19 protein-coding genes are annotated in these 22,116 nt (G+C 69.7%); 11 read left to right on the top strand and 8 right to left on the bottom strand.

Annotation, left to right across the window (positions count from 1 at the left end):
- Positions 1–2 precede the first annotated feature (2 nt).
- Positions 3–1,517, top strand: a complete 1,515-nt coding sequence (gspN, locus tag PPSIR1_RS04860; protein ID WP_006969876.1) for a type II secretion system protein GspN — start codon at positions 3–5, stop codon at positions 1,515–1,517.
- A gap of 78 nt (positions 1,518–1,595) precedes the next feature.
- On the opposite strand, the gene PPSIR1_RS04855 is transcribed toward gspN, so the two are convergent.
- Positions 1,596–3,293 (bottom strand): amidohydrolase, encoded by a 1,698-nt coding sequence (locus tag PPSIR1_RS04855; protein ID WP_045115376.1) that lies wholly within the window; start codon positions 3,291–3,293, stop codon positions 1,596–1,598.
- A gap of 32 nt (positions 3,294–3,325) precedes the next feature.
- On the opposite strand from PPSIR1_RS04855, the gene PPSIR1_RS04850 reads away from it, so the two are divergent.
- Both PPSIR1_RS04850 and PPSIR1_RS04845 read left to right on the top strand, forming a co-directional pair.
- Positions 3,326–4,057 carry a 16S rRNA (uracil(1498)-N(3))-methyltransferase gene (locus PPSIR1_RS04850; protein ID WP_006969874.1) on the top strand — a complete coding sequence of 244 codons (732 nt, stop codon included), beginning with the start codon at positions 3,326–3,328 and terminating at the stop codon, positions 4,055–4,057.
- Between the two features lie 33 nt (positions 4,058–4,090).
- Positions 4,091–4,828, top strand: coding sequence for a type 1 glutamine amidotransferase (locus PPSIR1_RS04845; RefSeq protein ID WP_006969873.1), 738 nt, complete (start codon positions 4,091–4,093; stop codon positions 4,826–4,828).
- Here the strand turns inward: PPSIR1_RS04845 and PPSIR1_RS04840 are convergent.
- Positions 4,812–5,723, bottom strand: coding sequence for a DUF481 domain-containing protein (locus tag PPSIR1_RS04840; protein WP_086001011.1), 912 nt, complete (start codon positions 5,721–5,723; stop codon positions 4,812–4,814). The genes PPSIR1_RS04845 and PPSIR1_RS04840 overlap by 17 nt on opposite strands.
- A 110-nt stretch (positions 5,724–5,833) precedes the next feature.
- Between PPSIR1_RS04840 and PPSIR1_RS04835 the strand changes: the two genes are divergently transcribed.
- From PPSIR1_RS04835 to PPSIR1_RS49990, 4 genes are all read left to right on the top strand, one after another.
- Positions 5,834–7,519 carry an IgGFc-binding protein gene (locus PPSIR1_RS04835; RefSeq protein WP_157595203.1) on the top strand — a complete coding sequence of 562 codons (1,686 nt, stop codon included), beginning with the start codon at positions 5,834–5,836 and terminating at the stop codon, positions 7,517–7,519.
- 104 nt (positions 7,520–7,623) lie between these two features.
- On the top strand, positions 7,624–8,937 hold the full coding sequence (locus PPSIR1_RS04830; RefSeq protein WP_006969870.1) for a DEAD/DEAH box helicase: 1,314 nt from the start codon (positions 7,624–7,626) through the stop codon (positions 8,935–8,937).
- Positions 8,938–8,970: 33 nt separating this feature from the next.
- A complete protein-coding gene (locus tag PPSIR1_RS04825) occupies positions 8,971–9,846 on the top strand; it encodes a hypothetical protein (protein WP_157595202.1) in 876 nt (291 codons plus the stop codon).
- Positions 9,847–10,149: 303 nt separating this feature from the next.
- Positions 10,150–10,737 (top strand): hypothetical protein, encoded by a 588-nt coding sequence (locus PPSIR1_RS49990; RefSeq protein WP_045115375.1) that lies wholly within the window; start codon positions 10,150–10,152, stop codon positions 10,735–10,737.
- Positions 10,738–10,881: 144 nt separating this feature from the next.
- Here the strand turns inward: PPSIR1_RS49990 and PPSIR1_RS04815 are convergent, their stop codons facing one another.
- From PPSIR1_RS04815 to PPSIR1_RS04805, 3 genes are read right to left on the bottom strand one after another with little or no spacing between them, the layout of a single operon-like run.
- Positions 10,882–11,802 carry an ATP-grasp domain-containing protein gene (locus PPSIR1_RS04815; RefSeq protein ID WP_006969867.1) on the bottom strand — a complete coding sequence of 307 codons (921 nt, stop codon included), beginning with the start codon at positions 11,800–11,802 and terminating at the stop codon, positions 10,882–10,884.
- A complete protein-coding gene (locus PPSIR1_RS04810; protein WP_157595201.1) occupies positions 11,799–12,245 on the bottom strand; it encodes a YchJ family protein in 447 nt (148 codons plus the stop codon). The genes PPSIR1_RS04815 and PPSIR1_RS04810 overlap by 4 nt, the downstream gene beginning before the upstream one ends.
- Positions 12,235–13,317 carry a hypothetical protein gene (locus PPSIR1_RS04805; RefSeq protein ID WP_157595200.1) on the bottom strand — a complete coding sequence of 361 codons (1,083 nt, stop codon included), beginning with the start codon at positions 13,315–13,317 and terminating at the stop codon, positions 12,235–12,237. Before PPSIR1_RS04805 ends, PPSIR1_RS04810 begins: the two co-directional genes overlap by 11 nt.
- Before the next feature lie 438 nt (positions 13,318–13,755).
- On the opposite strand from PPSIR1_RS04805, the gene PPSIR1_RS04800 reads away from it, so the two are divergent.
- On the top strand, positions 13,756–14,013 hold the full coding sequence (locus PPSIR1_RS04800) for a hypothetical protein (protein ID WP_006969864.1): 258 nt from the start codon (positions 13,756–13,758) through the stop codon (positions 14,011–14,013).
- Between the two features lie 76 nt (positions 14,014–14,089).
- Here the strand turns inward: PPSIR1_RS04800 and PPSIR1_RS04795 are convergent, their stop codons facing one another.
- The 3 genes from PPSIR1_RS04795 to PPSIR1_RS04785 form a co-directional block, all read right to left on the bottom strand.
- Positions 14,090–14,548 carry a hypothetical protein gene (locus tag PPSIR1_RS04795; protein WP_006969863.1) on the bottom strand — a complete coding sequence of 153 codons (459 nt, stop codon included), beginning with the start codon at positions 14,546–14,548 and terminating at the stop codon, positions 14,090–14,092.
- Between the two features lie 359 nt (positions 14,549–14,907).
- Positions 14,908–16,986, bottom strand: coding sequence for a hypothetical protein (locus tag PPSIR1_RS04790; RefSeq protein ID WP_157595199.1), 2,079 nt, complete (start codon positions 16,984–16,986; stop codon positions 14,908–14,910).
- 158 nt (positions 16,987–17,144) lie between these two features.
- On the bottom strand, positions 17,145–18,362 hold the full coding sequence (locus tag PPSIR1_RS04785; RefSeq protein ID WP_006969861.1) for an MFS transporter: 1,218 nt from the start codon (positions 18,360–18,362) through the stop codon (positions 17,145–17,147).
- Positions 18,363–18,503: 141 nt separating this feature from the next.
- On the opposite strand from PPSIR1_RS04785, the gene PPSIR1_RS04780 reads away from it, so the two are divergent.
- Genes PPSIR1_RS04780 through PPSIR1_RS04770 form a run of 3 tightly spaced genes read left to right on the top strand, consistent with a single transcriptional unit; the run spans position 18,504 to position 22,006 of the window.
- Complete coding sequence (locus PPSIR1_RS04780) at positions 18,504–20,102, top strand: hypothetical protein (protein ID WP_157595198.1); 1,599 nt, start codon at positions 18,504–18,506, stop codon at positions 20,100–20,102.
- Positions 20,099–21,169 (top strand): hypothetical protein, encoded by a 1,071-nt coding sequence (locus tag PPSIR1_RS04775; protein WP_006969860.1) that lies wholly within the window; start codon positions 20,099–20,101, stop codon positions 21,167–21,169. Before PPSIR1_RS04780 ends, PPSIR1_RS04775 begins: the two co-directional genes overlap by 4 nt.
- 15 nt (positions 21,170–21,184) lie before the next feature.
- The gene (locus tag PPSIR1_RS04770) at positions 21,185–22,006 is read left to right on the top strand and encodes a hypothetical protein (RefSeq protein ID WP_006969859.1); all 822 of its coding nucleotides are present in this window, start codon (positions 21,185–21,187) and stop codon (positions 22,004–22,006) included.
- Positions 22,007–22,116: the final 110 nt, after the last annotated feature.

The raw sequence follows: 22,116 nt of genomic DNA, 5'->3' as shown, positions 1-22,116 counted from the left end.
CCATGGCTGACCCTTCGCAGATCCCCGACCTCGACCAGGTGCCCGTGCCCGCGGGCAGCAGCATGACCAGCTCGGGCGTCGGCCCCAGCGCGAGCATGTCCGGGACCCCGCCCAGCCTCGAGCCCAGCGGCGGAGGCTTCGACGTCGGCGGCTTGCTGCGCAAGCTCGGCCGCGGCGCGGCGTGGTTTTTTGGTCTGCTGTTCGTGTTCGTGATGGCGGCGTGGATCAGCCTGCCGACGGACTCGCTGTCCTGGCGCATCTCCCACGAGGCGCGCAAGCAGGGCGTGCTGATCCACATCGACGAGATCAAGCTGCGGCCGTGGGGCGCGGCCAAGCTCGAGGGCGTGACCTGGAGCTTCAAGCCCTCGCGCCCGGACTCGACCCCGGTGCCCTTCGTGGTCGAGGAGCTCGACGTCCGCTTCCACATCCTCAAGTACCTGGTGTTCGGGACCGTCGACGTCGACTTCGAGGGCGCCCTCGACGAGGGCGAGCTCTCGGGCGGCTACTACCAGAGCGAGGACGAGTCCCGGGCCAACGTGCACATCGCCGACCTGCCGCTCTACGCCGTGCCCAAGCTGCAGGGGGCCGTCAACGCCCCGGTGCGCGGCCTGTTCGCCCTCGACGTCGACCTGACCGCGCCGAAGAACGAGTGGGCCAAGGCCAGCGGCAAGCTCGAGATCCACTGCGCCTCGTGCACCGTGGGCGACGGCGAGACCAAGCTCTACGTGCCCGGGTCGAAGAAGCTGTCCAAGGGCCTGACCATCCCCGAGATTGATCTGGGCACCCTCGACGGCGTGCTGACCGTGACCGACGGCAAGGCGGTCGCCGAGGAGTTCGGCAACGAGAGCGACGACATCCTGATCAAGATCTCGGGCGACATCACCTTCAAGGACCCCCTCGACAAGTCGCGCCTCAACCTGATCATCAAGTTCTTCGTCACGCCGGAGCTGCGCGAGAACAACCCGCCCATCGACTTCATGGTCAAGGGCACGGACGAGAAGGTGAAGATGGACCCGCCGGACGACGGCTGGCTGGGCGTCGTCCTCGACGGTAACTTCAAGTACCGGCGCTTCCGCGGCATCAAGCAAAAGACCAAAGAGCAGATGCAGCGCGAGAAGCGTGAGAAGGCCAGCCAGCGCCGACGCGAGCGGGACGCTCGGCGGGCCGAGCAACGGGCCGAGCGCGAGGCCAAGATGGCGGAGGCCAAGGCCAACCAGGGCACCGCAGGCGAGCCTGGCGAGCCCGACGGCGGCCCCGCGAACCCGCCGGGGAGCTCGGGCTCGGAGGAGCCGAGCACCGAGACCCGTCGCATCCCGCCCGAGGCTGGCGTCGTCGCCGAGGTCGCCGAGGCCGAGGAGGCCGGCGAAGAGGGCAACGGTGAGGAGGAAGGGGAAGAGGAAGAGGAAGAAGGCGAGGAGGAGGAGGAAGAGGGCGACGGCGCCGAGGAGGAAGAGGGCGAGGAGGACGAAGGCGGCGAAGAGGAAGAGGGCGGCGACGAGATCGGCGGGATCCGCTAGGCTCGCCGACCCCCAATGGAAAGTCCGCGGCGCTAGCTAGAGAGCGCCGCGGCTTTTTCGTTGCGCGCGCCGGCTCGTCTAGAGGCCGATGAGCTCGCCGCTGACGGCCGTCCCGAGGACCTCGAGCTCCGGGAGCTCGCGGGGGTCGTCGAGGGTGAAGGGGTCCTTCGCCAGCACGGTCAGGTCGGCGGCGTAGCCCGGCCCGAGGCGCCCGAGGTGGTCCTCGCGGTGGGCCGCGTGGGCGGCCCCGGCGGTGAAGCCGTGGATGGCCTGGTCGAGGTCGACGCGCTGGTCCGGGAGCCAGCCGCCCGCGGGCTGGCCGTCGAGGTCCTGGCGGGTGATCGCGGCGTAGAGCCCGAGCAGGGGCGAGGGGCGCTCGACGGGGAAGTCGCTGCCGAAGGCCAGGGGCACGCCGGCGGCGAGCATGCGCTGCCAGGCGTAGGCGCCCGCGAGGCGCTCGGGGCCCACGCGCGCCGGGGCCCAGGGCATGTCGCTGGTCGCGTGGGTCGGCTGCATGCTGGCGATCAGGCCGTGCTCGGCGAGGCGCGGGATGTCCTCGGGGGCGATGACCTGGGCGTGCTCGATGCGCAGGCGTCGATCCTGGTCGGCGGTCTTGGTCGCCGCCATCGCGGCCGCGTAGGCCTCGATGATGGTCCGGATGCCGCGGTCGCCGATGGCGTGGGAGGCGACCTGGAAGCCGCGCTCGAGGGCCTGGGTGCTGATGTCGACGTAGTACTGCGGCTCGTGCATGAGCGCGCCGAGGTGGCCGGCGCGGTCGCTGTAGGGCGCGAGCATGGCGGCCCCGCGGGAGCCGAGGGCCCCGTCGACGTAGACCTTGATGCCGGCGAGGGCGTAGCGCGTGGTGGGGTCGACCTGGCCCGGCTGCTCGCCGTCGAGGCCGGCGCGCCACCAGGCCTCGCTCGCGTAGCCGTGGACTCGAAGGGGCAGCTCGCCGGCCTGGGCGAGGCGGGTGAAGATCCGGTGCGCCTCGCCGCCCAGGCCCATCTCGTGCACGCCGGTCAGCCCGAGGCTGGCGGCCTCCTGGGTGGCCGTCCGGATCCACCGCTCGAGGTCCTCGGCGCTCGGCTCGGGCACGGGGATGCTGTCCATGGCCGCGTCGACGAGCACGCCCGCGGGCGCGCCGCCCTCGTCGCGGAGGAACTCGCCGCCTTCGGGATCGGGGGTGTCGGCGCTCAGCCCCGCGAGCTCCATGGCCGCGGTGTTGGCCCAGCCGGCGTGGCCGTCGACGCGGCGCAGCCACACGGGGCGATCGGCGAAGCTCTCGTCGAGCTCGGCCGCGGTCGGCATGGCGCCGCCCCACAGGTTCTGGTCCCAGCCGCGGCCGAGGACCCAGCCCTCGCCGGGGGGCGCCCCGGCGCGGAGCCGAGCCCGGACCTCGTCGAGGGTCGCGGCGCCGCGCAGATCGACGATCTCCCGAGTCTGACCAAGGCCGAGGAGGTGGGCGTGGGCGTCGGTCAGCCCGGGCATGACGAAGGCCTCGCCGAGCTCGAGGACGCGGGTGTCGGGGCCGCGCAGGCCGTCGAGCTCCGCGCGGGAGCCCAGCGCGAGCACCCGGCCTCCCGCGATGGCGAGGGCCTCGGCGACGCCGCGGACGGGCCCGCTGCCGCCGGAGTAGACGCGGGCGTGGATCAGCAGCTCGGCTCGCGCGGCGCTGCTCGGGGCCTCCGCGCTCGACGGGGCGCTGCGCTCACAGCCCAGGGGGAGGGCCGCCAAGCCGGCGGCCGCGCTCAAAAAACACCGACGACGCATGGCCATGAACGACGCCCATGGTACCCCCAGGAGGAGCGATGAACCTGATCCTGCTCCAGCCCGAAGACTTCGTCTCCGAGGCGCGCGTGCGCCTTCTGGATCGGCGTCTGGTCCACGTCCGCAAGCACATCAAGGCGGCCGTGGGTGATGCGCTGGGTGTGGGCCTGCTCGGGGGGAAGATGGGGCGCGCTCGGGTGGTGCGCATCGATCGGGAGGCGCTCGAGCTCGAGCTCGAAGCAGCGCTCTCGGAGCCGCCGCCGCCGCCCTCGGCGGTGACCCTGGCGGTCGCCCTGCCCCGGCCGGCGACCCTCGAGAAGGTCCTGCAGCAGGGGACGGTCCTGGGTATCAAGCGCTTTTTGTTGTTCCACTCCCGGCGGGTCGAGAAGAGCTACTGGGACGCCTCCGCCCTCGAGCCGGCGGCGCTGCGGCGCCAGCTGCTTCTTGGCCTCGAGCAGACCCGCGACACGATCTTGCCCGAGCTCGAGTTCCACCGTCGCTTCCGCCCCTTCGCCGAGGACCGCCTGGCGAGCCTGCGCGCCGCGGCCCCGGTGCTGGTCGCCGATCCCCACGGCCCGCGGCCCTGCCCGCGCGCCCAGGTCGGCCCGCTGACCCTCGTGCTCGGCCCCGAGGGCGGCTTCGTCGAGTTCGAGCGCGAGCGCTTCGCGGCCCTCGGCGATGCGCTCGTGCACCTCGGGCCGCGGATCATGCGGGTCGAGACGGCGGCGGTCGCTCTGCTCGCGCGCCTGGATCCTGGACCGCGCTCGGGTTGAAACGCCGGGCCGTCGATCTCGTATGCTCAGCGCGTGCGCGAGATCCTGCTGGTCCAGATCCGGCCCCCGGGCGCGAGCGTAGCCGAGCACGAGCGAGACTGCGTCGCCCGGCGGCTCGGCCCGCGGGCGGCTCGGCTGCGCACCCGCAACGCCCTCGCCGAGCCGGCCCGGGCCGATTGGCTCGAGGGCGTCGACGGGGTGATCATCGGCGGCTCGGGCAACTTCTCCGTCCACGATCCGCGCAGCCGCGAGTGGGTCCACGCCATGCGCGGCCTCCTCGACGGGGCCCTCGACCGCGGCCTCCCGGGCTTTGGAATTTGCTTTGGGCACCAGCTCATGGCCGTGCACCTCGGCGTCGCCGTCGAGACCGATCGCTCGCGCATGGAGGCCGGGACCCTCGCGTTCGACCTCGGCGCGGCCGCCCACGAAGACCCCGTGTTCGGTCCGCTCGCCGGGGGACGCGGGGCGCTCCACGGCCACACCGGGCACACCGACCACGTCATGGCCCTGCCCAGGGGCGCGACCTTGCTGGCGTCCACGGAGGCCGTGCCGATCCAGGCGATGCGCATCGACGCCGCCGATTGGTGGACGACGCAGTTCCACCCGGATCTGGCCGCCGTCGAGGCCCACCAGCGCTTCTCGGCCTTCGCCGACGCCATCGAGGCCAGCGGCGAGACCCGGCCACGCTCGCCGGACTACCGGGGCGAGGGCGACGCCGCGACGGGGCTGATCGGCGCGTGGTTCGACGCGGTGTTCAGCCGCCCAGGCTGACGCGCACGTAGCTCGACACGGCCCAGTCGAAGGGCACCACGCCCATGGGCGGCTGGTTGTCCCACTCCAGCGAGGCGTCGAGGCCCATGGCGAAGTTGCGCAGGATCTGGCCCTCGAGCTGCATCGACTGCAGGGTGCGCAAGTCGCTGGGGTCGTCGAAGCGCGGCTGCACGAAGGTCGCGCTGCGCAGGCGCAGGGCGTCGTCGCCGACGAGGCTCGCCGTGACCACGAGGACCGCGGACAGGCGGTGGTTGATCGGCGCCTCGGGGTGGGGGTCGTCGGGGACGGTGATGGTGTTGCGCTCGAACTCGACGATGTAGCTGGCCGAGGTGAAGGCGCGCAGGCGCAGGCGGTTGCTCAGGGTCACGCTGCCGCCGGCGCCGAGCAGGGAGCGGCGACGCAGGGAGCGGCGCTCGTCGTACTCGATCTGGCCGAAGGCGGTGGTGCCGACGCGGCGGTGCCACATCCGACGCCAGCGGCCGAAGGCGAAGGCGCTGTTGCGGACCCGAAAGCCTTCGTTGGTCATCAGGGCGCTGCTTCCCTCGAGCTGGAACTGTTGGCGGGGCCAGGGCAGCTGCGGGCCGAGGACGCGGGCGGGATGATCGGGGCCCGCGCTCGGCGACGGAGCGTGGAAGTCCTGCCAGTGCAGGTTGCCCGCGAGCGCGAGCTGGCTGCGGTTGACGTTGCCGCCGGACAGGTTGACGGACGCGCTGGCGTTGACGCTCAGGCCCTCTCGGGGCGGGGCGCCGCCCTTGTTGGTGTCGACCGGCCCGGCCGCGGCCTGGCTCGGCGCGGCGAGGGCTCCGAGCAACAATGCCGCCGGCCCGAGGGCGCTGGAGCTCAGGGCTGGGGCCAGCCTGAGCCGGGTCGGGCGTGGGGGGAGGGGGGGACGCATGGGCGAGGGGCGCAGGGTGTCTCGTGAAGTCTGATGTCCGCAGCGGGCCGTGTCGAGCCTGCCACGGGGGAGGCGCGAGCGACCGGGGGCGGCGAGGGTATAGTCGGATCATGGTCGGGACAGGTGGGGACGGACGCTCGGTGCCGCGGCTGCGCGAGGGCGCGGTCGTGGGGCTCGCGCTGCTGCTCTGGGCAGGACTCTCGGTCGGCTGCCGGGGCGACGACACGACCAGCGTCTACACCGAGTCGGCGGCGGACGAGGTCGAGGACTCCGCGGCGGAGACCCCGAGCGAGGCCGGAGCCGAGGCGGCTTCGGAGGCGAGCGAGGAGGGGCCGGGGGAGGACGAGGTGAGCGAGGAGTCCGAGGAGTCGAGCGAGCCCAAGTTCGACCTCGCCGACGTCGACCTGCCCCCCGAGCCGCCGCCGATGATCCCCACGACCTGCGCCGAGGCGGCCGCCGGCGAGACCTCCGTGGGCTGCGAGTTCTTCACCGTCGACCTCGACAGCAACCTCGACATCACCCCCTTCGCCGCCGTGGTCTCCAACGTCCAGGACGGCGGCGAGGCCCTCGTCCACCTCGATCGCCGGGTCGACGGGGCCTGGGAGCCCGTGGTCGAGCCCGCGCTCGTGGCTCCGCTGAGCGTGCACGAATTCCAGGTCGAGGACTTCCACCTCGAGGGCCCGGGCATCAACCCCGGCGGGGCCTACCGGATCACCTCGGACCTGCCGATCATCGCCTACCAGTTCAACCCCATCGACGGGGCCTCGTCCTACCTGTCCGACGCCTCCTTGCTCTACCCGGTGCCGAGCTGGGACCACCGCAACCAGGTGGTCAACTACGCGGACTTGTCCGACCACGCCAACCCCTTCCTGACCATCGCCGCCGGGGTCGATCAGACCGTGGTCACGGTGACCCCCTCGGTCAGCACCCTCGGCGGGCCCGGCCTCGAGGCCACGGCCGCCGGGGAGCCGGTGTTGGTCGAGCTCCAGGCCGGCGACACCCTGACCTTCAACCCCGAGGATCCGCACGCGAACCTGAGCGGGACCCTGGTCGAGAGCGACCCCGAGCGCCCCGTGGCGGTGTTCTCGGGCCACGGCTGCGCCAACATCCCCAAGGATCCGTGCTGCTGCGACCACCTCGAGGAGCAGCTCGCGGGGGTGCGCCTGTGGGGCAAGAAATTCATCGCCCCGCACATGCCGATCCGCGACGGCTACGTGCCCGAGGCGACGCTGTGGCAGATCTACGCGTCCGAGGACGGCACCGTGGTCGAGCTCGACTACTCGCCCATGGTCACGGGCCTGCCCGCCGGGCCCCTCGAGCTCGACGCTGGCGAGGTCGCGGACTTCTACGTCAACGCGCCCTTTGGCGTGGAGGCCGACTTCCGCGTCGAGGCCAGCGCCCCCATCGCCCTGGTCAGCTACATGCTCAGCGCCCAGGTGCTCAGCCAGCCCTTCCAAAACCAGGGCGACCCGGCGATGGTCCACATCCCGCCCATCGAGCAGTACCTGCCGCGCTACGTCGCCCTGGTCCCGGGCACCTGGGACGCCGACGTGCTCGTGCTGATGCGCAAGGCCGGCTCGACCATCACCCTCGACGACTTTCCCGTCGCCGAGGAGACCTTCACGCCCCTGGGCGACGCCACCTGGGAGGTGGGCCGCTACCAGATCTGGGACGGGGTCCACACCATCGAGAGCGGCGGCGAGCCCTTCGGCGTGCTCGTGGTCGGCTGGGACAACTACGACAGCTACGCCTACGTCGGCGGCGCGGGGACGGTGAAGATCAACCCCCAGGGCTGAAGGGGAGCGGTCCTGAGGGTCTCCCCGGTGCCGCTGGGACCAAAGTCACGCGTCTTTGAGGTGGGGAGCTTGCGTCGGAGGATCATCCGTGCGAGTCGGCGCTGGTGAGTTTTGAGACCCTCGGCCTCGCCAAGCCCCTGCTCCGCGCCGTCCGCGAGGCGGGCTACGAGACGCCGACACCCATCCAGACCCAGGCCATTCCTTCGGCCATCGCCGGCCGAGACATTCTCGGCTGCGCGCAAACGGGCACAGGCAAGACGGCTGCCTTCTCTCTTCCCATCCTCCAACGCCTCGACGCGGACCCGCCGGATGAGCCGCGCATCCGCGCGCTGATCGTCTCGCCGACCCGCGAGCTCGCGGCGCAGATCGGGGCCAACATCGGCTCCTACGCCAAGCACCTCGAGCTGTGGCACACCGTCATCTTTGGCGGCGTGAAGGACAAGCCTCAGATCGCTGAGCTGCGCCGGGGCGTGGACGTGCTCGTGGCCACCCCGGGCCGCCTCCTCGACCTCATGGGTCGGGGGCACATCGATCTCAAGCGGGTCGAGGTCTTTGTCCTCGACGAGGCAGATCAGATGCTCGACATGGGCTTCTTGCCCGACATCCGGCGGATCGTGAAGGCGTTGCCGAGCAAGCGGCAGACGCTGTTCTTCTCGGCGACCATGCCCAGCGCGATCAAGGAGCTCGCGGCGACCTTGCTCGATGATCCCGTGGAGGTCGCCGTGGCTCGGGTGTCCGAGCCGGCGGACGTCGACCAGCGGCTCTACTTCGTGGACAAGGGCAACAAGCGCAAGCTGCTGGTCGACCTGCTGCGCGCGGACCCGAGCGTCAGCCGCTCACTGGTCTTCTCTCGGACCAAGCACGGCGCCAACCGCATCGCCAAGCACCTCAGCGCGGCTGGGGTCAGCTCGGCGGCGATCCACGGCAACAAGTCTCAAAACGCGCGCACCCGGGCGCTCGAGGCTTTCAAGGGTGGGGAGCTGCGCGTGCTCGTGGCGACGGACATCGCCGCCCGCGGCCTCGACATCTCGAAGGTCTCCCACGTCATCAACTTCGACCTGCCGAACGTGCCGGAGACCTACATCCACCGCATCGGGCGGACGGCTCGGGCGGGCAACTCGGGCATCGCGCTGTCCTTTTGCGATGTCGAGGAGCGGGCCTATCTCGTCGATATCGAGCGTTTGCTGCGGGCGCACATCGAGCGGATCGAGGATCACGGGTATCCGCCCTCGCAGGCTCTGCCGGAGCTGACGGACCTGGCCGCGCGGCGGAGTGGGTCGAAGCCCGGAGGGGGCGCGAAGAAGAAGAGCGGCGCGAACAAGAGCTCCGGCCGACGGGGGGGTCGCGGAGGCGGCGGGCGTCGGGGGGGCAAGCGCGGAGGAGGCGGTGGTCCCCGCGGGCAGGCCTCGCGGAGCTAGAGAGCGTCGAGGGGTGATACAAGGGAGGGGCTCATGGTTGCCTCTCCGTCGCCCGAGTGGATGCGCCAGGCCTTCACGGGCCTGGCGCTCTCGTCGTTGCTGAGCCTGGTCCTGGGTTGTACCGAGAGTAACGCTCGGGGCAGCAATACTTTCGGTGAGGACGAGGCTGGGGAGGGCAGCGAGGGCAGTTCTGGTGGGGAGTCTGGCTCGAGCGAGGTCGACAGTGAATCGGCAGCGGACGAGGAGCGCTGTCCGTTGGGCTCCGAGGGTTGTCCTTGCACGATGGGGGGCGCTTGCGACGAGGGCCTCGAGTGTGCCGAGGGCGTGTGCACGATGCCTGGGGACACCGACACCGAGACTGAGACGACCGAGAGTAGTGAGAGCGAGACTGAGACTGAGACGGAGACTGAGACGACCGAGAGTAGTGAGAGCGAGTCGGGCGGGGTGTGCACGGAGAGCGTCGTGTTCGAGCTCGACGCCATCGATGCCGACGACTTCGTGGGCTTCGAGATCGTCGAGAGCTCGATCGGAGAGGGCATGGTGCTCGCCTGGGACGAAGCTACCGAGGACGCCTACGCCCTCTACAACTTCGACATCCCCTGCACGGACCAGTGGCACGTGTGGATCCGGGGCCTCGACGTCGAGACCTTCGACTCCTTCTTCGTGGCGGTCGACGGTGAGCCCGAGCCGCCGCCGGTGTTCGAGCTGGACTGCACCGGCATGCCCGCGCAGTCGGCCTACGTGTGGCGGGAGCTCAACTACCGCGACGCAGAGGCGCCGCCTTGCGAGACCATCGATCCCTGGGTCCAGAGCTGGGACGCGGGCTTTCACAGCCTGCTGCTGTTACACCGCGAGAGCCTGGCGCTGTCCAAGCTCTACGTCACCAACACCGACGTCCCGCCCGAGTAGCGTTGGCGGAGGGCTTTTTGTGTCTCTTTCGCAGTTGCGCGCTCACGAGGGTGCTGAGGGGCACCCCAGTCGCGCACACATCCAGAACGTTCCAGCTGGAAATGCGACTGGATATTCCCCTGCTTTGAAACGTTCGAGGGCGGCTCGATAGCTGCCGAGCCAGCGCCGGAACTCGGTTAGCGCATGGACGCGGAGTTCGGTGCAGCGCGAGGCGAAGCGGGGGCGTAGTTTTTGACGCGGTTCGGGGGTCGTCGGGCTTTCTGTCCAATCGCGCAGCAAGACCTGGCGCATTCCGGTGGGGCGATGCTGAGTTTGTTTGGCGGCTTGGCGGGCCTCGGCGAAGACGTGATCGCGGTGGGCCTGGGTGCGCTGTCGGCCGATGGAGGAGGGTTCGACGAGTCCGAGAGTGATGGTTTGAGGCATGCTTGGGCTGAAGAAGCCCTCTGGACGTTGGAGCTGTCGCTCGTGGCCGAAGTGGAGGGGGGCGCTCGTGGGGGCGGTCCAGGCGGTTGGGTGGCTGACGAGGCCAGCGTGGATTGGGTTGAGTTCGGTGTAGGCGATCTTGGCGAGGATGGCGTCGTCCTCGAGGAGCTCAACGGCGTTGTAGGACTCTCGGTCCCAAAATTGGCCCCAGTGGCTGCGGTGCTGATTCACGGCGCGAGCGAGGAGGGAGTTGAGGTATTGCTGGAAGGAGGGGAGGTTGCCGAGTTGATCGGTTACTACGAGGTGGTAGTGGTTCGACATCATGACGTAGGCGTGGAGTTGAATGTCGAAGCGCTGGCAGGCGACGGCGAGGAGGTACTCGAAGATTTGGGAAACGATGGGGTCTGGACGGAGGTAGAAACGGCGTTCGAGGCACCTGCGTGTGAGAAGGTAGGTTCGGCCGGGTAGGACGCGACGTGGGGCGGTCATGACTCGGTATCGGACCGCGGTCGGTGGTGTTGCGGGAGTATTGGGGAAAACTACTCTCGGTCGGGTTCGGGGCGAAAACTACTCTCGGTCGGGGTCGGGAGGGAGGGGGACCACCGGAGCTGCTCAGACGCGGGCCAGCAGGGCCTCGGCCAGGCGCGGGCCGGCCCCCGCGTCATGGCGAAAGAACAGCGAAGGCTCGATCAGCTCGAGCTCGTTCACCACCAACCCCCCTCCCGCATCACGCAGCAGGTCGACGCGGGCGTACAACAAAGGCGCATCCAGCCCAGGAAAGCGAGCTCGCACCGCCTCACGGCAACGCCGGACCAGCTCGAGCGCCTCGGCATCGGGAGTCCACGCCTCGTCGCTGGCCCCGTGATCGTCCTGCACCCGGTAGTCCCCCGCGACGGGAATCTTGCGCACGGCATGGCTGACCCGCCCGTCGAATTCGAGCACGGAGTACTCCCCCTCGGTCTCGACGCTGCCCAGGTAAGGCTGGAGAACCATGTCGCGCCCCTGGGCGAGGAGCACATCGAGATGGCGCTGGGCAGCCTCGAGCTCACCAGCGTCGCCAGTGTCAAAGCGCAGCGTGCCGTCAGAGTTGGCGGCCACCAGTGGCTTGAGAAAGGCTCGACCCCCCGCCATCACTTCGCGAGCCAACAGCGCGGCCAAGTCCACATCCTCACCTGCACGCAGCCACACGCTCGGAGCGATGGGCACCCCGGCCGCCTCGAGCTCGCGCAAATAACCCTTGTGCAAGTTCCAGGCGATCACCGGCGCAGGGTTGAACAGTCGCGTCCGCGCCTCGACCCGCCGCGTCCACGCCAAGAAGGCCTCGGGCCGCCGCTGGTAGTCCCAGGTCGTGCGAATGAGCGCGGCGTCAAAGCGGCCCCAGTCAACCCCAGAGTCGTCCCACGTAGGCTGCTCAAAAACCACACCGCGCTCACCCAAAGCGACGCGCAGCGGCTCGTCGTCAACCTCCCACTCGGGGACGGTGGCGCAGGTGACGAGGGCGAGGCGTGGGGCGGCCATGGAGAGGTGGGTCAATCGGGGAGCATCTCGCCCGAGTGGTAGACCCAGCGCGAGTCGTCGCCAGCACGCTCGAAGCGGCTGCGCTCGGCGAAGGATAGGTCCTCGCCGTCGCGCAGCAAGCGGGCCCGAAACTCGACCTCGCCCCAGCCCTCGGCCTCGTGGACCGCGCTGCTGCGAACCTCCAGACCGACGAAGCGCGTCGCCTGAGAAAAAGCCGCGACCTCCCGGGCCCAGGCAGCGCGATCGGGCCGGGCCTCGGCGTTGTCGGGGTGGGTGGTGTCGAGGATGTAGTCGACGAGCCCGAGGGCGTAGGCGCAGTAGCGCGAGCGCATCAAAGCCTCGGGGTCTCGGGCCGCTGCGCCCGCGTGCAGGGTCCGACAGCAGCGCTTGTACTTGCGCTTGCTTCCGCAGCGGCACGGGGCGTTGAGCAGGGCCTTGCTCGCAGCTTTATTTGCCACGCCACCAGACCTGGCCGTCGTCGAGCCAAAACAGGTTGAAGCGGTTGTCCGTGGCCAGGCGATCGCCGGTGCCCTCGACGGTGGTCACGAGCGCGGCCTCGCTGCCGAAGTGGGCCTTGGCCAGGCGCCGCAGCGGTCCGCCGCGCACGGAGGTCAGGTAGACGTGCTCCTCGTCGGCGAACACGTCCATGAAGCCCGGCATCCCGCGCTTGCGCGCGAGCACCTCGGTCTCGATGTCCGCGTCGTCCCCCTCGCCATCGGCAGGCGGGATGGGCCGGCGGTAGAGGCTGTGCAAGGGCGCGCCCTCGTCCTCGCTCCAGGTGACCCACACGAAGTGGCCGCCGTCGACGGTCAGGCTGGCGAAGGTCTCGTCGCTGCGCATCAGCTCCTCGCCCGAGCGCTTGCCGTCCCAGCGGAACACGCCCCAGGTGCCGTCGCGGCGCTTGCGGGTGATCCAGTACAGCTCGCTGGCGTCCTCGTTGGCGAGCACGCTGCGGATCACCCCGCGTCGCCGGGCCACGAGCTTGGGCTTGTCCGCGTCGGAGGCGAGCACGTAGAAGCCGCCCTCGTCGATCTCGTCGTCCGGGCGGGTGAAGTAGATGGCGTCGGGACCGACGACCCAGTGGTTGCCGACGAATTCGGTGAGCCGCAGGACCTCGTCCATGCCGGAGTCCCGGGGCGCGTCGGCGGCGATGGAGCGCAACCCCGGGCCGTCCGGGGAGTCGTAGCGCTCGTGCCAGTAGAGCACGCCGTTGACGAGCTCGAGCTTGGTCATGGGCGCGAAGGGGCCCTCGGCGATGACCTCGGGCAGGCCGAGCAGGGGCACGCGGACGATCAGCCCGGTCGACGGGCCCCCCTCGTCCTCGCTCATGCGCATGCCGCTGAGGTAGAGGGTCTTGCCGTCAGCGACCAGGGCCCGGACGACGAAGTCGGGACGATAGAGCGCGATGGGGCTGCCGGGAGCGACGGGCTCGTCGCCTCGCATGGCGACCTCGGGCGTCCTGGTCTTTCCTTCGAAGCAGGCCGTGGCGAGGATCAGCGCGAAGCCAACGAGCAACGTTCTGCGGCGCACCGTTTGTATTTAGCACGGACCGCGCTGGGCCGTCCGCGCGCCCCTACGTGCCGCGAGCAGGGGCGTGGTTGCCTATGCTCGCCGTCCATTCCGTCGTCCATGGGTCGACGTGTTTCGAAGTGTCGTCCCGGGAGCGGCGCGACCGGGGAGCTCTCGACATGCGCGAGTGCCTCGTGTTCGGGGTGCGGGAGACGCAGGCCTCGCGAGCGCGCGGCCCTTGGTCGAAGCTCGTCCGCCCTCGGATGTTGGAGCGGTCGAGGTCCACGGGGTCGACTGCGGGAATGCCCCCGTGGCGAGGGTCGCTCGGCGACGCGCAGGGGAGCGTCGCCGTGTTTCCAGTCGGCATGGCCCGAGCCCATCGAGGGGGGCGAACTTGCCCGTGGACGGGTCGCTCAGGCCCTGGATACCCTCGCCGTGGTTTCATCTGGGAGTGAATGCATGCAAGAGATCCAAAGCTACAAGGTCACCTGGCGACCCACCGAGAACGTGGGAATGATCCACCTGTGCCTGGCCGACGCGGGCGCGGCCTCGGTGCCCATCGACTCGGCGATGGAGATGATGATGCTCGTCGATCTGCTGCGCAACGAGTCGCCGGTCTACTACGACGCGCGCCACGAGGTGGTGCTCACGGGCTTCGAGCCCGTCGGCGAGGGCAGCAACGACGCCGACGCGCAGAAGGTCGCCGCGGCGAGCTGAGCCCGAGGCCCAGTCCGAAACGAAGAGACCGCGACTCGGAGGAGTCGCGGTCTCTTTGGTCATGAGCCGGGGGCACTCAGAGGGTCTCGCGGAAGGCCGCGACGCCCTCGATGCACAGCCGCGGATCGATCTGCTCGTCGCAATCGAACACCTGGTCGAGGCTCCAGTGCAGCGCCTCCTCGAGGGCGTCGAAGCAGCGCGCGGCCACGCCGCCCTCGTCGAGCAGGCGGGCCAGCAGCGCGCTCTCACGGACGATCGCGGGGCGAGCGACCAGCGCGACCGCGACGCTCTTGCGCCGGATGAGCCCGAGGTTGGCGTGCAGCCAGTCCTCGCAGCCCCGCCGCTGACCCGCGCTCAGCCCCTCGAAGCGGCGGCAGTCGAACACGTGCAGGAAGCGAAGCGGCGCTCCGAGCTCGTCGAGCTCGAGCTCGCGGGCGGCCTTCAAAAAGTGGCCGAGGGTGGCGTCGTCGACGGAGCCGACCGGTCGGAGGAGCCGGATGGGCGGGAGCTCGTCGTTGATGGTCCAGATGTGCATGGTGTCCAGCTCCCAAGGGGTAGCACTTCGACTTTATTTGACGAGCAAGTGTACTCAAATGGGCACAGAACACCGTCGGAAGCGATCTTTGGGACAGGTGTGAGCGGCCTGCGCACGCATCGCAGGCGTTCGTGCTCTCGGCGCTCAAACCGGTGCTGAGCAGCCTCTGTATGTCAGCAGACGCAATTTTGGGATCTTCTTGTGTGCTCGCTCTCGCGCGCGGCATTGCCCACAGTGTGGGTGTATGAAGGGTAACGATTGCCAATAGCGTATGCGCACGAACGCCCAGCGCATTTAAACGCATCGGCGTTCGCCACGAGCGCACTCGGGCGAACGCCTGGCGAACGCTCACGTCCTCGTCAGCAGCCGCTGAGCTCGGGGAAGGAGCAGACCCCGTCCGTGCAGGTGTTCGTCACCACGCCGGTCTGGAAGAAGGTGTCGAGCTGCAGGCGGGCCTCCTCGAGCTTGCGCAGCTCGCCGTGGGGGTCGTTGCAGGCTTCCTGGGGGAGGTTGTCGATGGGGTCCGGGGGTAGGCCGAAGTCGTACTCGACGTAGGTGCTGCCGGTGTTCTCCATCATCACGGGGTCGAGGCCGTAGAGGTCGCGGATGCCCGTGTCGAGGTGCGCCGCGCCGACGGCCCGGGACATGAGGTGCGCGCCGAGGTTGGTGACCTGGTGATCGCCCACGGCGGCGCGGATGAGCACGTCGTGGGCCGGCGTGTTGGGGAAGGGGTCGTTGGTGACCCGGTGGCTGTAGCCCGTGGGCTCGGCGTGGTCCCACAACATCTGCATCAGCGCGAGGATGATCTGCAGGTCGCGGCCGTCGGTGTAGCCCTGCTTGAGGATGTCGAAGTACTGGGTGAAGTCGACGCTCCGGTTGAGCAGCAGGTTGTAGGGCTGGCCCGGGACCCCGAGGCAGCCGCGCTCGATGTCCTGGCTGATCGCCATGAAGGTGCCGCCGAAGATGCCGCCCTGGCTGATGCCGAGGTAGTAGGCCGCGCTCGGGTCGATGTACTGGCCGTAGTCCGGGTCCTCGGCCATGGAGGTCTTCATCATCCGCGTGAGCGCGACGAAGTTGACCAGGCCCTGCTGGAGGCGGTCGGTGACCGCCTGGAACTGCTCGGCCGAGCCCGTGGCGAGCACGGGGGCGATGGACGCGATGTCCTCGGTGGCCATGCCGGCCCAGTCCGTGCCGAACAGGATGTAGTTGTATTCGTTGATGAACGAGCGCAGGTGGCCGCTCTGGAGCTCGGTGTGCCCGCCGAGCAGGCCGTGGCCGTACTGCAGCACGGGCGCGGGGGTGTCCACGGCGCTGTGCGGGATGAGGATGGTGAACCCGTACTCGGCCGTGCCCTGGTACTCGGGCATGCCGTCGTCACCGCGCACGATCAGCCCGCCGGGGCCGGGGTCGTCGAGGTAGAGGGGCACCTCGATCACGCCCTGGATGCGGAACGCGATGTTGTCGGGCTCCCAGTCGCTGTCGACGTTGGTGATGGTGTAGCTCGGCCCCTCGCCCTCGGGGTACTGGCCCAGGGCGTCGTCGCGCATGTGCAGCAGGTCGCCGGTGTTGTGCTGCTCCGAGGCGGTGGTGAAGTCCCAGGCGATCTGCAGGTCGTCCCGGGGCACGCCGGCGTCGCCGAGGCGCTGGAAGATGTCGGCGTAGAGGGGGCGCCGGGCCTCGACGCTCTCGTCGTCGGAGTCGAGCACGTCGCGCAGGGCGAGGAAGGCCTCGGTCGGCGGGATGACCTCGCCGTCGTCGTTCTCCACGTTTCGGATCGCGACGATGTAGCGGGTGGCGTCGTCGAGGCGGACGACGGGGCGGAGCATCAGGGCGCCGTCCTCGGGGTCGGCGTCGAAGGACACGTCGACCTCGGCGAAGTGCGGCACCCACTCGCCGGTCTCGGCGTTGATCATCACCGTCGGCGAGTCCTCGGTCATCGACAGCTCGATGTTGTCCCAGCGCGCCAGGCCGGTGTTGGCCGCGTTGGGCATGTAGGTCATCGGCGCCTGCCCGGGGGAGAAGCCGTCGGCGCGGTTGAACACGTCCGGGACGATCTCCGCGCCCTTGTTGGGCAGCGAGCTGCCGACCAGGGCGACGCGGCGGCCCGTGGGCGAGTCGGCGTCGTCGCTGGTGAACACGTTGCTGGGGAAGGGGAAGGCGCAGTAGTCGGGGACGAGGGGGTCGCAGTCGAGGGTCGGCCACTCCGCGGCCGGATCGGGCTCGCCGGTGGTCGTGCTGGAGTCGGTGTCCGTGGTCTCGGCGTCGGTGCTGGTCTCGGTGTCCGAGTCGGTGCTGGTCTCGGTGTCCTGGCTCGTCTCGCCGACTTCGTCGTCGTTGCCAGAGTCGTCGGCGCAGCCCGTGGACGTGGCCGCGACCAGGGCCAGCGACGCGAGGGGGAACAAGAAGGTGGAGTAGGCGAGACGTGGGAGGCGTTGCATGACAAAGACCACTGGAACGAAGCGGAGTCGAAGCGGAGTCGAAGCTGAGTCGACGAGAATACACGAGCCAACCTTCAGGGCGGGCGCCCAGGAGGGGGGTCCAAATCCACGCCACGGCACGGTCATTTGATCCGAGCCACACGCTCTCGGAGAGAGCGTCAGCGGGACAGGGAGGCGCCAGCGCCGATCGGCATCCGCGACACCCACAGGGCGCACGGGACGAGGATCAGGGCGAGGATCAACATCCCAAAGGAGAAGCTCGTCCAGGCGATCAGCAGGCCTCCGAGGATGGGGCCGACGACCTTGCCCGCGTTGCGCAGGGAGCCGATCAGGCCCATGCCGGCCCCGAGGTGCCGCTCGCCGATCTGCAGCGCGACCAGGGCGCTGGCGGCGGGCGTGATCATGGCCTGGCCCACGCCGATGAGCAGGACGCTCGCCGCGACCAGCAGGGGCCCGTGCGTGAAGGGGAGCAGCGCCAGGGCCCCGGCGATCACGGTCAGCCCGAGGGCGATGCAGCCCCGGTGACTCCAGCGGTCGGCGAGCATCCCCGTGAGCGGGCGGGCGACCAGGTGGGCGCCCTCTTGGAGGGAGAGCATGGCCCCGGCCCAGGCCAGGTCGAGGCCGAGCTCGAGGGCGTGGAGGGGCAGGAAGGTCTTGAGGGCGTAGAGGCCGACGTACATCGTCGCCTCGAAGGTCCCGACGATGGCGAGGGCCGGGGCCCGACGGGCGACCTCGCTCAGCTTGCGCAGGCGCTGGCCAAAGCTCGCGCGCTCCCGGGGCTCGGCCGGTCGAGGGGGTGGAGACAACAGGAGCGCCGGGATGAATGCAATTGCGCTCACTAGACCGACCATTCGGTAGATCTCGGGGGCGTCCATGCGTGTGAGCAATAGACCCCCAGCCAGGGGCCCGACCACATAGCCGATGGTTCGCGCGACGCCGAACCAACCCAGCCGCGTGCCGAGCCCGTCCGCGCGCAGGCTGACGATCCACGCGACGCTGACCGGGCCCAAGATCGCGGTGGCCAACCCGTGGGCTAGGCGAAGCCCGACGAGCTGGTGTGGGGTGGCGATCCACCCGTAGGCGAAGGGGGCCAGGGTGAACAGCGCGACGGCGCTCAGCAGCAAGCCACGACGCCCCCAGTGGTCTGAAACGACCCCTATGATGGGTTTGAGCACGAGCCCGGTGATCACCGAGACCGAGACGATCAGGCCCAAGAGCGCATCGCCGGCGCCGAGGCTCGCCGCGAACACGGGCAGCACGGGGCTCTTCCCGACCTGATAGGCGGAGCGGAGCAGCGCGTCGGTACAGAACAGAGCCGCGAAGCTGCGCACCGCGTGCGTCTGGGGGCGCGGGCCGGGCTCGGCTCCCTCGATCATCCCACCATCATCGGTGAGTCGTTGCGAAGCGGCCACATCCTCGGGGTGGGCAATGCTCGTGCGACAGGTCATATATGTGCACAGGCTCGATGGTGTATCGAATGGTCGACCATGGCGATTGGGACTTTCAGCCTCCGGCAGATGTTTAGTCGTCTCGGCCGCGGGAATCTAGCGCGCGACCACTCGATCGAGGCGTCGACGTCCATCTACATGGACGGCGGCGAGATCGTGAGCGTGCGCGAGACCATCCAGCGACACGCCGGGCAAGACGGCTCGAAGAGCAACACGAGCTCGGTGCGGCGTTGGGTCGAGACCCACTGCGATCCGATGAGCTACGCGACGGTGTGGCGCGAGCGAGACTTTCGGGACCGCGTGGTGGCCGAGACCTGGCCCGACTGGAACGCGGTCACCACCGAGAAGAGCCACTTCATCTCGGGCCTGCAGCACTACAGCCGCGTCACCTACACGGACTTCCCGAGCAACCACGAGACCCGGGACTGGAACTGGGACATGCTGCCTTCGCCGCACTGCATGTACCTGCTCACCGACCACCAGACCGGCCTGAACGTGGGGCAGTCCAAGAAGGTCAAGATCCACAACGAGTGGGAGAGCGGCTCGATGCCGCTGCAGTGGCGCCCCTTTTGGGGCGAATTCGTGACCTGCTGGGGCCGGCACATCTGGGACCAGGGGCACCCGCCCTACAGCTGCGAGATCCACCCGGGCCACACCATCGTCCGCGAGCGGACCACCGCGGGCCCGGTGGGCAACCACAACGCCCGGGTCCCGGTGACCCAGGCCTCGATCGGCATGGGCCTGTCGGGGGGCTTCACCGGGGAGGAGGACGCGCGCTGGAACGACGAGTTCGGCGGGATCCCCAACGGGGTCTGGGGCGACACCACGGACTGCTGGCCGACCAACCTGAAGAAGCACCCGCTGGCGCATCGGGTGTTCCCGCCGGTCCCCCGACCCAGCGAGACCGCCGTGCTGCGCTGGCGGATCGTGTTCGCGGAGATCATCACGGTCAACGGCGGCGGGCAGCTCGACGACTTCCTCGAGCGTTGCCAACACGACGACCCGGCCGAGGGTGGGGGAGACCTCGCGTTCAGGCTATGGAGCCGCAGCCACAACTACCCCCGCGGCTTCACGCCCACCGTCGCGGCGCACGCTCAGCGCCCGACCTTCGCCCCGGTCTACGACAACCAGGGGCGGGTCGCGGCCTTCGACGTGAACGTCGACTTGTCCGGGGTCGGCGGCATCCCGGTCGGCTACTACGCGATGGTCGAGGTCGGGTGGAGCGAGCGGGGCAACCACACGCTCCGCGAGTGGGAGCTGACCTTCGAGTCCGTGCGCGCCGACGAGACCGACGAGTGGTACGACGATTGGCACATGTACTTCGGCGTCAACGGTCAGTGGGCGGCGTGGTGGACGGACGACCACATCGAAGAGGACGACTCCTATACCCACAACCGCGCGTTCCGGTTCTGGACCGTCGACGACATGCCGATCGTCATCCGCGACTGCGGGGTCGAGTGGGACGGGACGGATCCCTTCAACGAGAAGCTCGACCGCGTCGAGATCACCGCCGACGGGCCGCACTACTTCGACGCGGTCTCGGGCTCGGCCGGGGTCACGGTCTTGTCGAGGAACAACAGCACGAACACGCTCCGCTTCAAGGCCAGGGGGACGGTCAGCGGGGACACCAAGCACACCTGGACCATGAAGCTCCGGAGGTTGTCATGAGCGTTCTGGAGGATGAAGTCGTCGAGCTGGCCTGGACCAACGACGCCCGCAGCGTGGGCCGTCGTGCACGGCGCAACCGCATCAGCGGCGACGACCCCCTCGGCTTCGCGATGGCGGGCGTCGAGCTCAGCGAGGGCATCAACCTGCAAGTCGGCGGCTACCGGCCGCTGTCCCACGTGGAGACCTTCGCGGTCGGGTCGGCCTTCCGGGCGACGCGCTCCAACATCGCCGTGGCCCTGTACGCGGCGCACCCGGAGCTCGCCAAGCCCCTCGAGCAGGCCGCGTGGGCCAAGAACAAGCTCGAGCGAGGCCGGCTCAAGCGGCTCGGCGCCGAGGCCCTGGGCCGGGTGCTGATCTACAACGCGCTGCTCGACGTCGAGTGGGTCGACGCGACGATCAAGGCCGGGAAGTTCGAGTTCGACACCCACGGCGAGGCCCGGACCGCGCTCGCGGTGTCCTGGCTGTGGCAGCGGACCCACGACCACCACGCGTGGCCGACCCCGACCTTGCCGCAGCTGCACGCCGCCGCGAACCAGCTGATCGCGGCGCAGGCCCGGGCCCACTCGGACCAGGCCCCGATCATGCTGGCCAAGGCCCGCGCCGATCTGGCCTGGACCGAGCTCGGGGCGCGGGGCCGCTCGGAGGCGCTGTCCAAGCTCGATCAGCTCGGGCGTCACGCCGGCAAGAGCCCCCGAGACCGCCACCAGCGGCTGCTGGCCAACGGCGGCCGCCTCGGCGCGGGGCTGCGCCTGCGCGATCGCAACCTGACCCGCGACGCGCTGTCGGACTCCAGCCGCGAGCTCGGGGCCAAGGCCCGGGGCTCCCGCCTGCTCGAGTCGCGCGCGGCGTGGAGCGAGGCCATCGGCGGATCGCGGCTGATGGGCATCCGCCGGGCGCAGATGCTCGAGCGCGGCGGCGAGGCGAGCCGCTTCGACGCCGCGATGATCTACGACCACCTCGGACGAGGCGCGGACAAAGCCCGCGCCGCTGCGACCCTGGGCGAGGCGCACTCGCCCAAGGTCAGCAAGCTCCACCTCGCAAAGAAGATCGGTGCCCTTCCAGGCTGAAAACAGGACCCAACCATGCCAAGTGACATCAAACTCGAGAACGACTGGCTGATCGGCGAGGGCAAGTGGTTTCGCTGCCGAACCCACGACCTCATGCTCGATCACCAATCGCGCCGCAAGAACAACAACGGCACGCGCCGCGCCATGGTCCACAACCACGCCGACGGCCTGACCATCAACTACGGCGGGGACTACCCCGACGGCGTCACGATCTCCGGGGGCGTCAAGTTCGACCGGCACATCACGATGACCTCCAACGTCGTCGGCTTCAAGGCCTGGGACTTGATGCTCGACGGCGGGAGCTCGCGGCGCAAGGGCAGCAACTCGCCCTACCGCCGGGCGCTGGTCCACGGCCACGAGGACGAGCTGGTCCTCAACTGGAACAAGGACTACACCGGCGGCGTCCGGGTCCGCAGCGACCTGCGCGTCGACGGCGAGCTCCACGGTCGAGACGGCGTCTACGTCGACAACGGGCTGTGGGTGAAGCTCGAGGAGGACCCCAAGGCCGAGGCCGGCACCTCGAACCCCAAGTCAAACCCCAAGTCGAACCCCAAGGCCGCGATCCTCTCCAAGCAGGACCGGCTCAAGGGCTACCGCGTCTCGCCCTACGCCGTCGCCGGCTTCCGCAACTTCGCGGGGGTCGACCCCAAGGTGGTCAAGGTCGTGGAGAGCCGCGCTGAGGCCCTGCGTGATCTCCTCGACGAGGTCAACATCGAGGCGGAGACTCAGGGGGACCGCGCTGGGCGGGTGAACCTCATCGAGCTCGTGGCGACGCTGGCCGAGAAGGTCCAGACGCTCGAGCAGGAGCTCGAGACCCTCAAGAAGAACCAGCCCTGAGTGCTGGTTTGCCCCCACGGACGTCTTGGAGCCGGGGGCGCTCCGTCGCTACCCGCTCCTCCGCTTGGGTCGTGGGGGCAATGGAGTTCGTGCCTTGGAGAGGGCGTGTG

The sequence above is a fragment of the Plesiocystis pacifica SIR-1 genome (assembly GCF_000170895.1).
Classification (GTDB): Bacteria; Myxococcota_A; Polyangia; order Nannocystales; family Nannocystaceae; genus Plesiocystis; species Plesiocystis pacifica.
Note: the sequence above shows the minus strand (reverse complement) of the source record. Positions and strands in the feature narration are given on the sequence as shown.

Coding starts and splice junctions, on each gene's coding strand:
- PPSIR1_RS04770 (WP_006969859.1), top strand. CDS start 21,185: ATGCCAAGTGACATCAAACTCGAGAACGACTGGCTGATCGGCGAGGGC.
- gspN (WP_006969876.1), top strand. CDS start 3: ATGGCTGACCCTTCGCAGATCCCCGACCTCGACCAGGTGCCCGTGCCC.
- PPSIR1_RS49990 (WP_045115375.1), top strand. CDS start 10,150: ATGCTGAGTTTGTTTGGCGGCTTGGCGGGCCTCGGCGAAGACGTGATC.
- PPSIR1_RS04790 (WP_157595199.1), bottom strand. CDS start 16,986: ATGCAACGCCTCCCACGTCTCGCCTACTCCACCTTCTTGTTCCCCCTC.
- PPSIR1_RS04840 (WP_086001011.1), bottom strand. CDS start 5,723: ATGCGTCCCCCCCTCCCCCCACGCCCGACCCGGCTCAGGCTGGCCCCA.
- PPSIR1_RS04835 (WP_157595203.1), top strand. CDS start 5,834: ATGGTCGGGACAGGTGGGGACGGACGCTCGGTGCCGCGGCTGCGCGAG.
- PPSIR1_RS04800 (WP_006969864.1), top strand. CDS start 13,756: ATGCAAGAGATCCAAAGCTACAAGGTCACCTGGCGACCCACCGAGAAC.
- PPSIR1_RS04825 (WP_157595202.1), top strand. CDS start 8,971: ATGGTTGCCTCTCCGTCGCCCGAGTGGATGCGCCAGGCCTTCACGGGC.
- PPSIR1_RS04780 (WP_157595198.1), top strand. CDS start 18,504: ATGTTTAGTCGTCTCGGCCGCGGGAATCTAGCGCGCGACCACTCGATC.
- PPSIR1_RS04785 (WP_006969861.1), bottom strand. CDS start 18,362: ATGATCGAGGGAGCCGAGCCCGGCCCGCGCCCCCAGACGCACGCGGTG.
- PPSIR1_RS04850 (WP_006969874.1), top strand. CDS start 3,326: ATGAACCTGATCCTGCTCCAGCCCGAAGACTTCGTCTCCGAGGCGCGC.
- PPSIR1_RS04775 (WP_006969860.1), top strand. CDS start 20,099: ATGAGCGTTCTGGAGGATGAAGTCGTCGAGCTGGCCTGGACCAACGAC.
- PPSIR1_RS04855 (WP_045115376.1), bottom strand. CDS start 3,293: ATGGCCATGCGTCGTCGGTGTTTTTTGAGCGCGGCCGCCGGCTTGGCG.
- PPSIR1_RS04795 (WP_006969863.1), bottom strand. CDS start 14,548: ATGCACATCTGGACCATCAACGACGAGCTCCCGCCCATCCGGCTCCTC.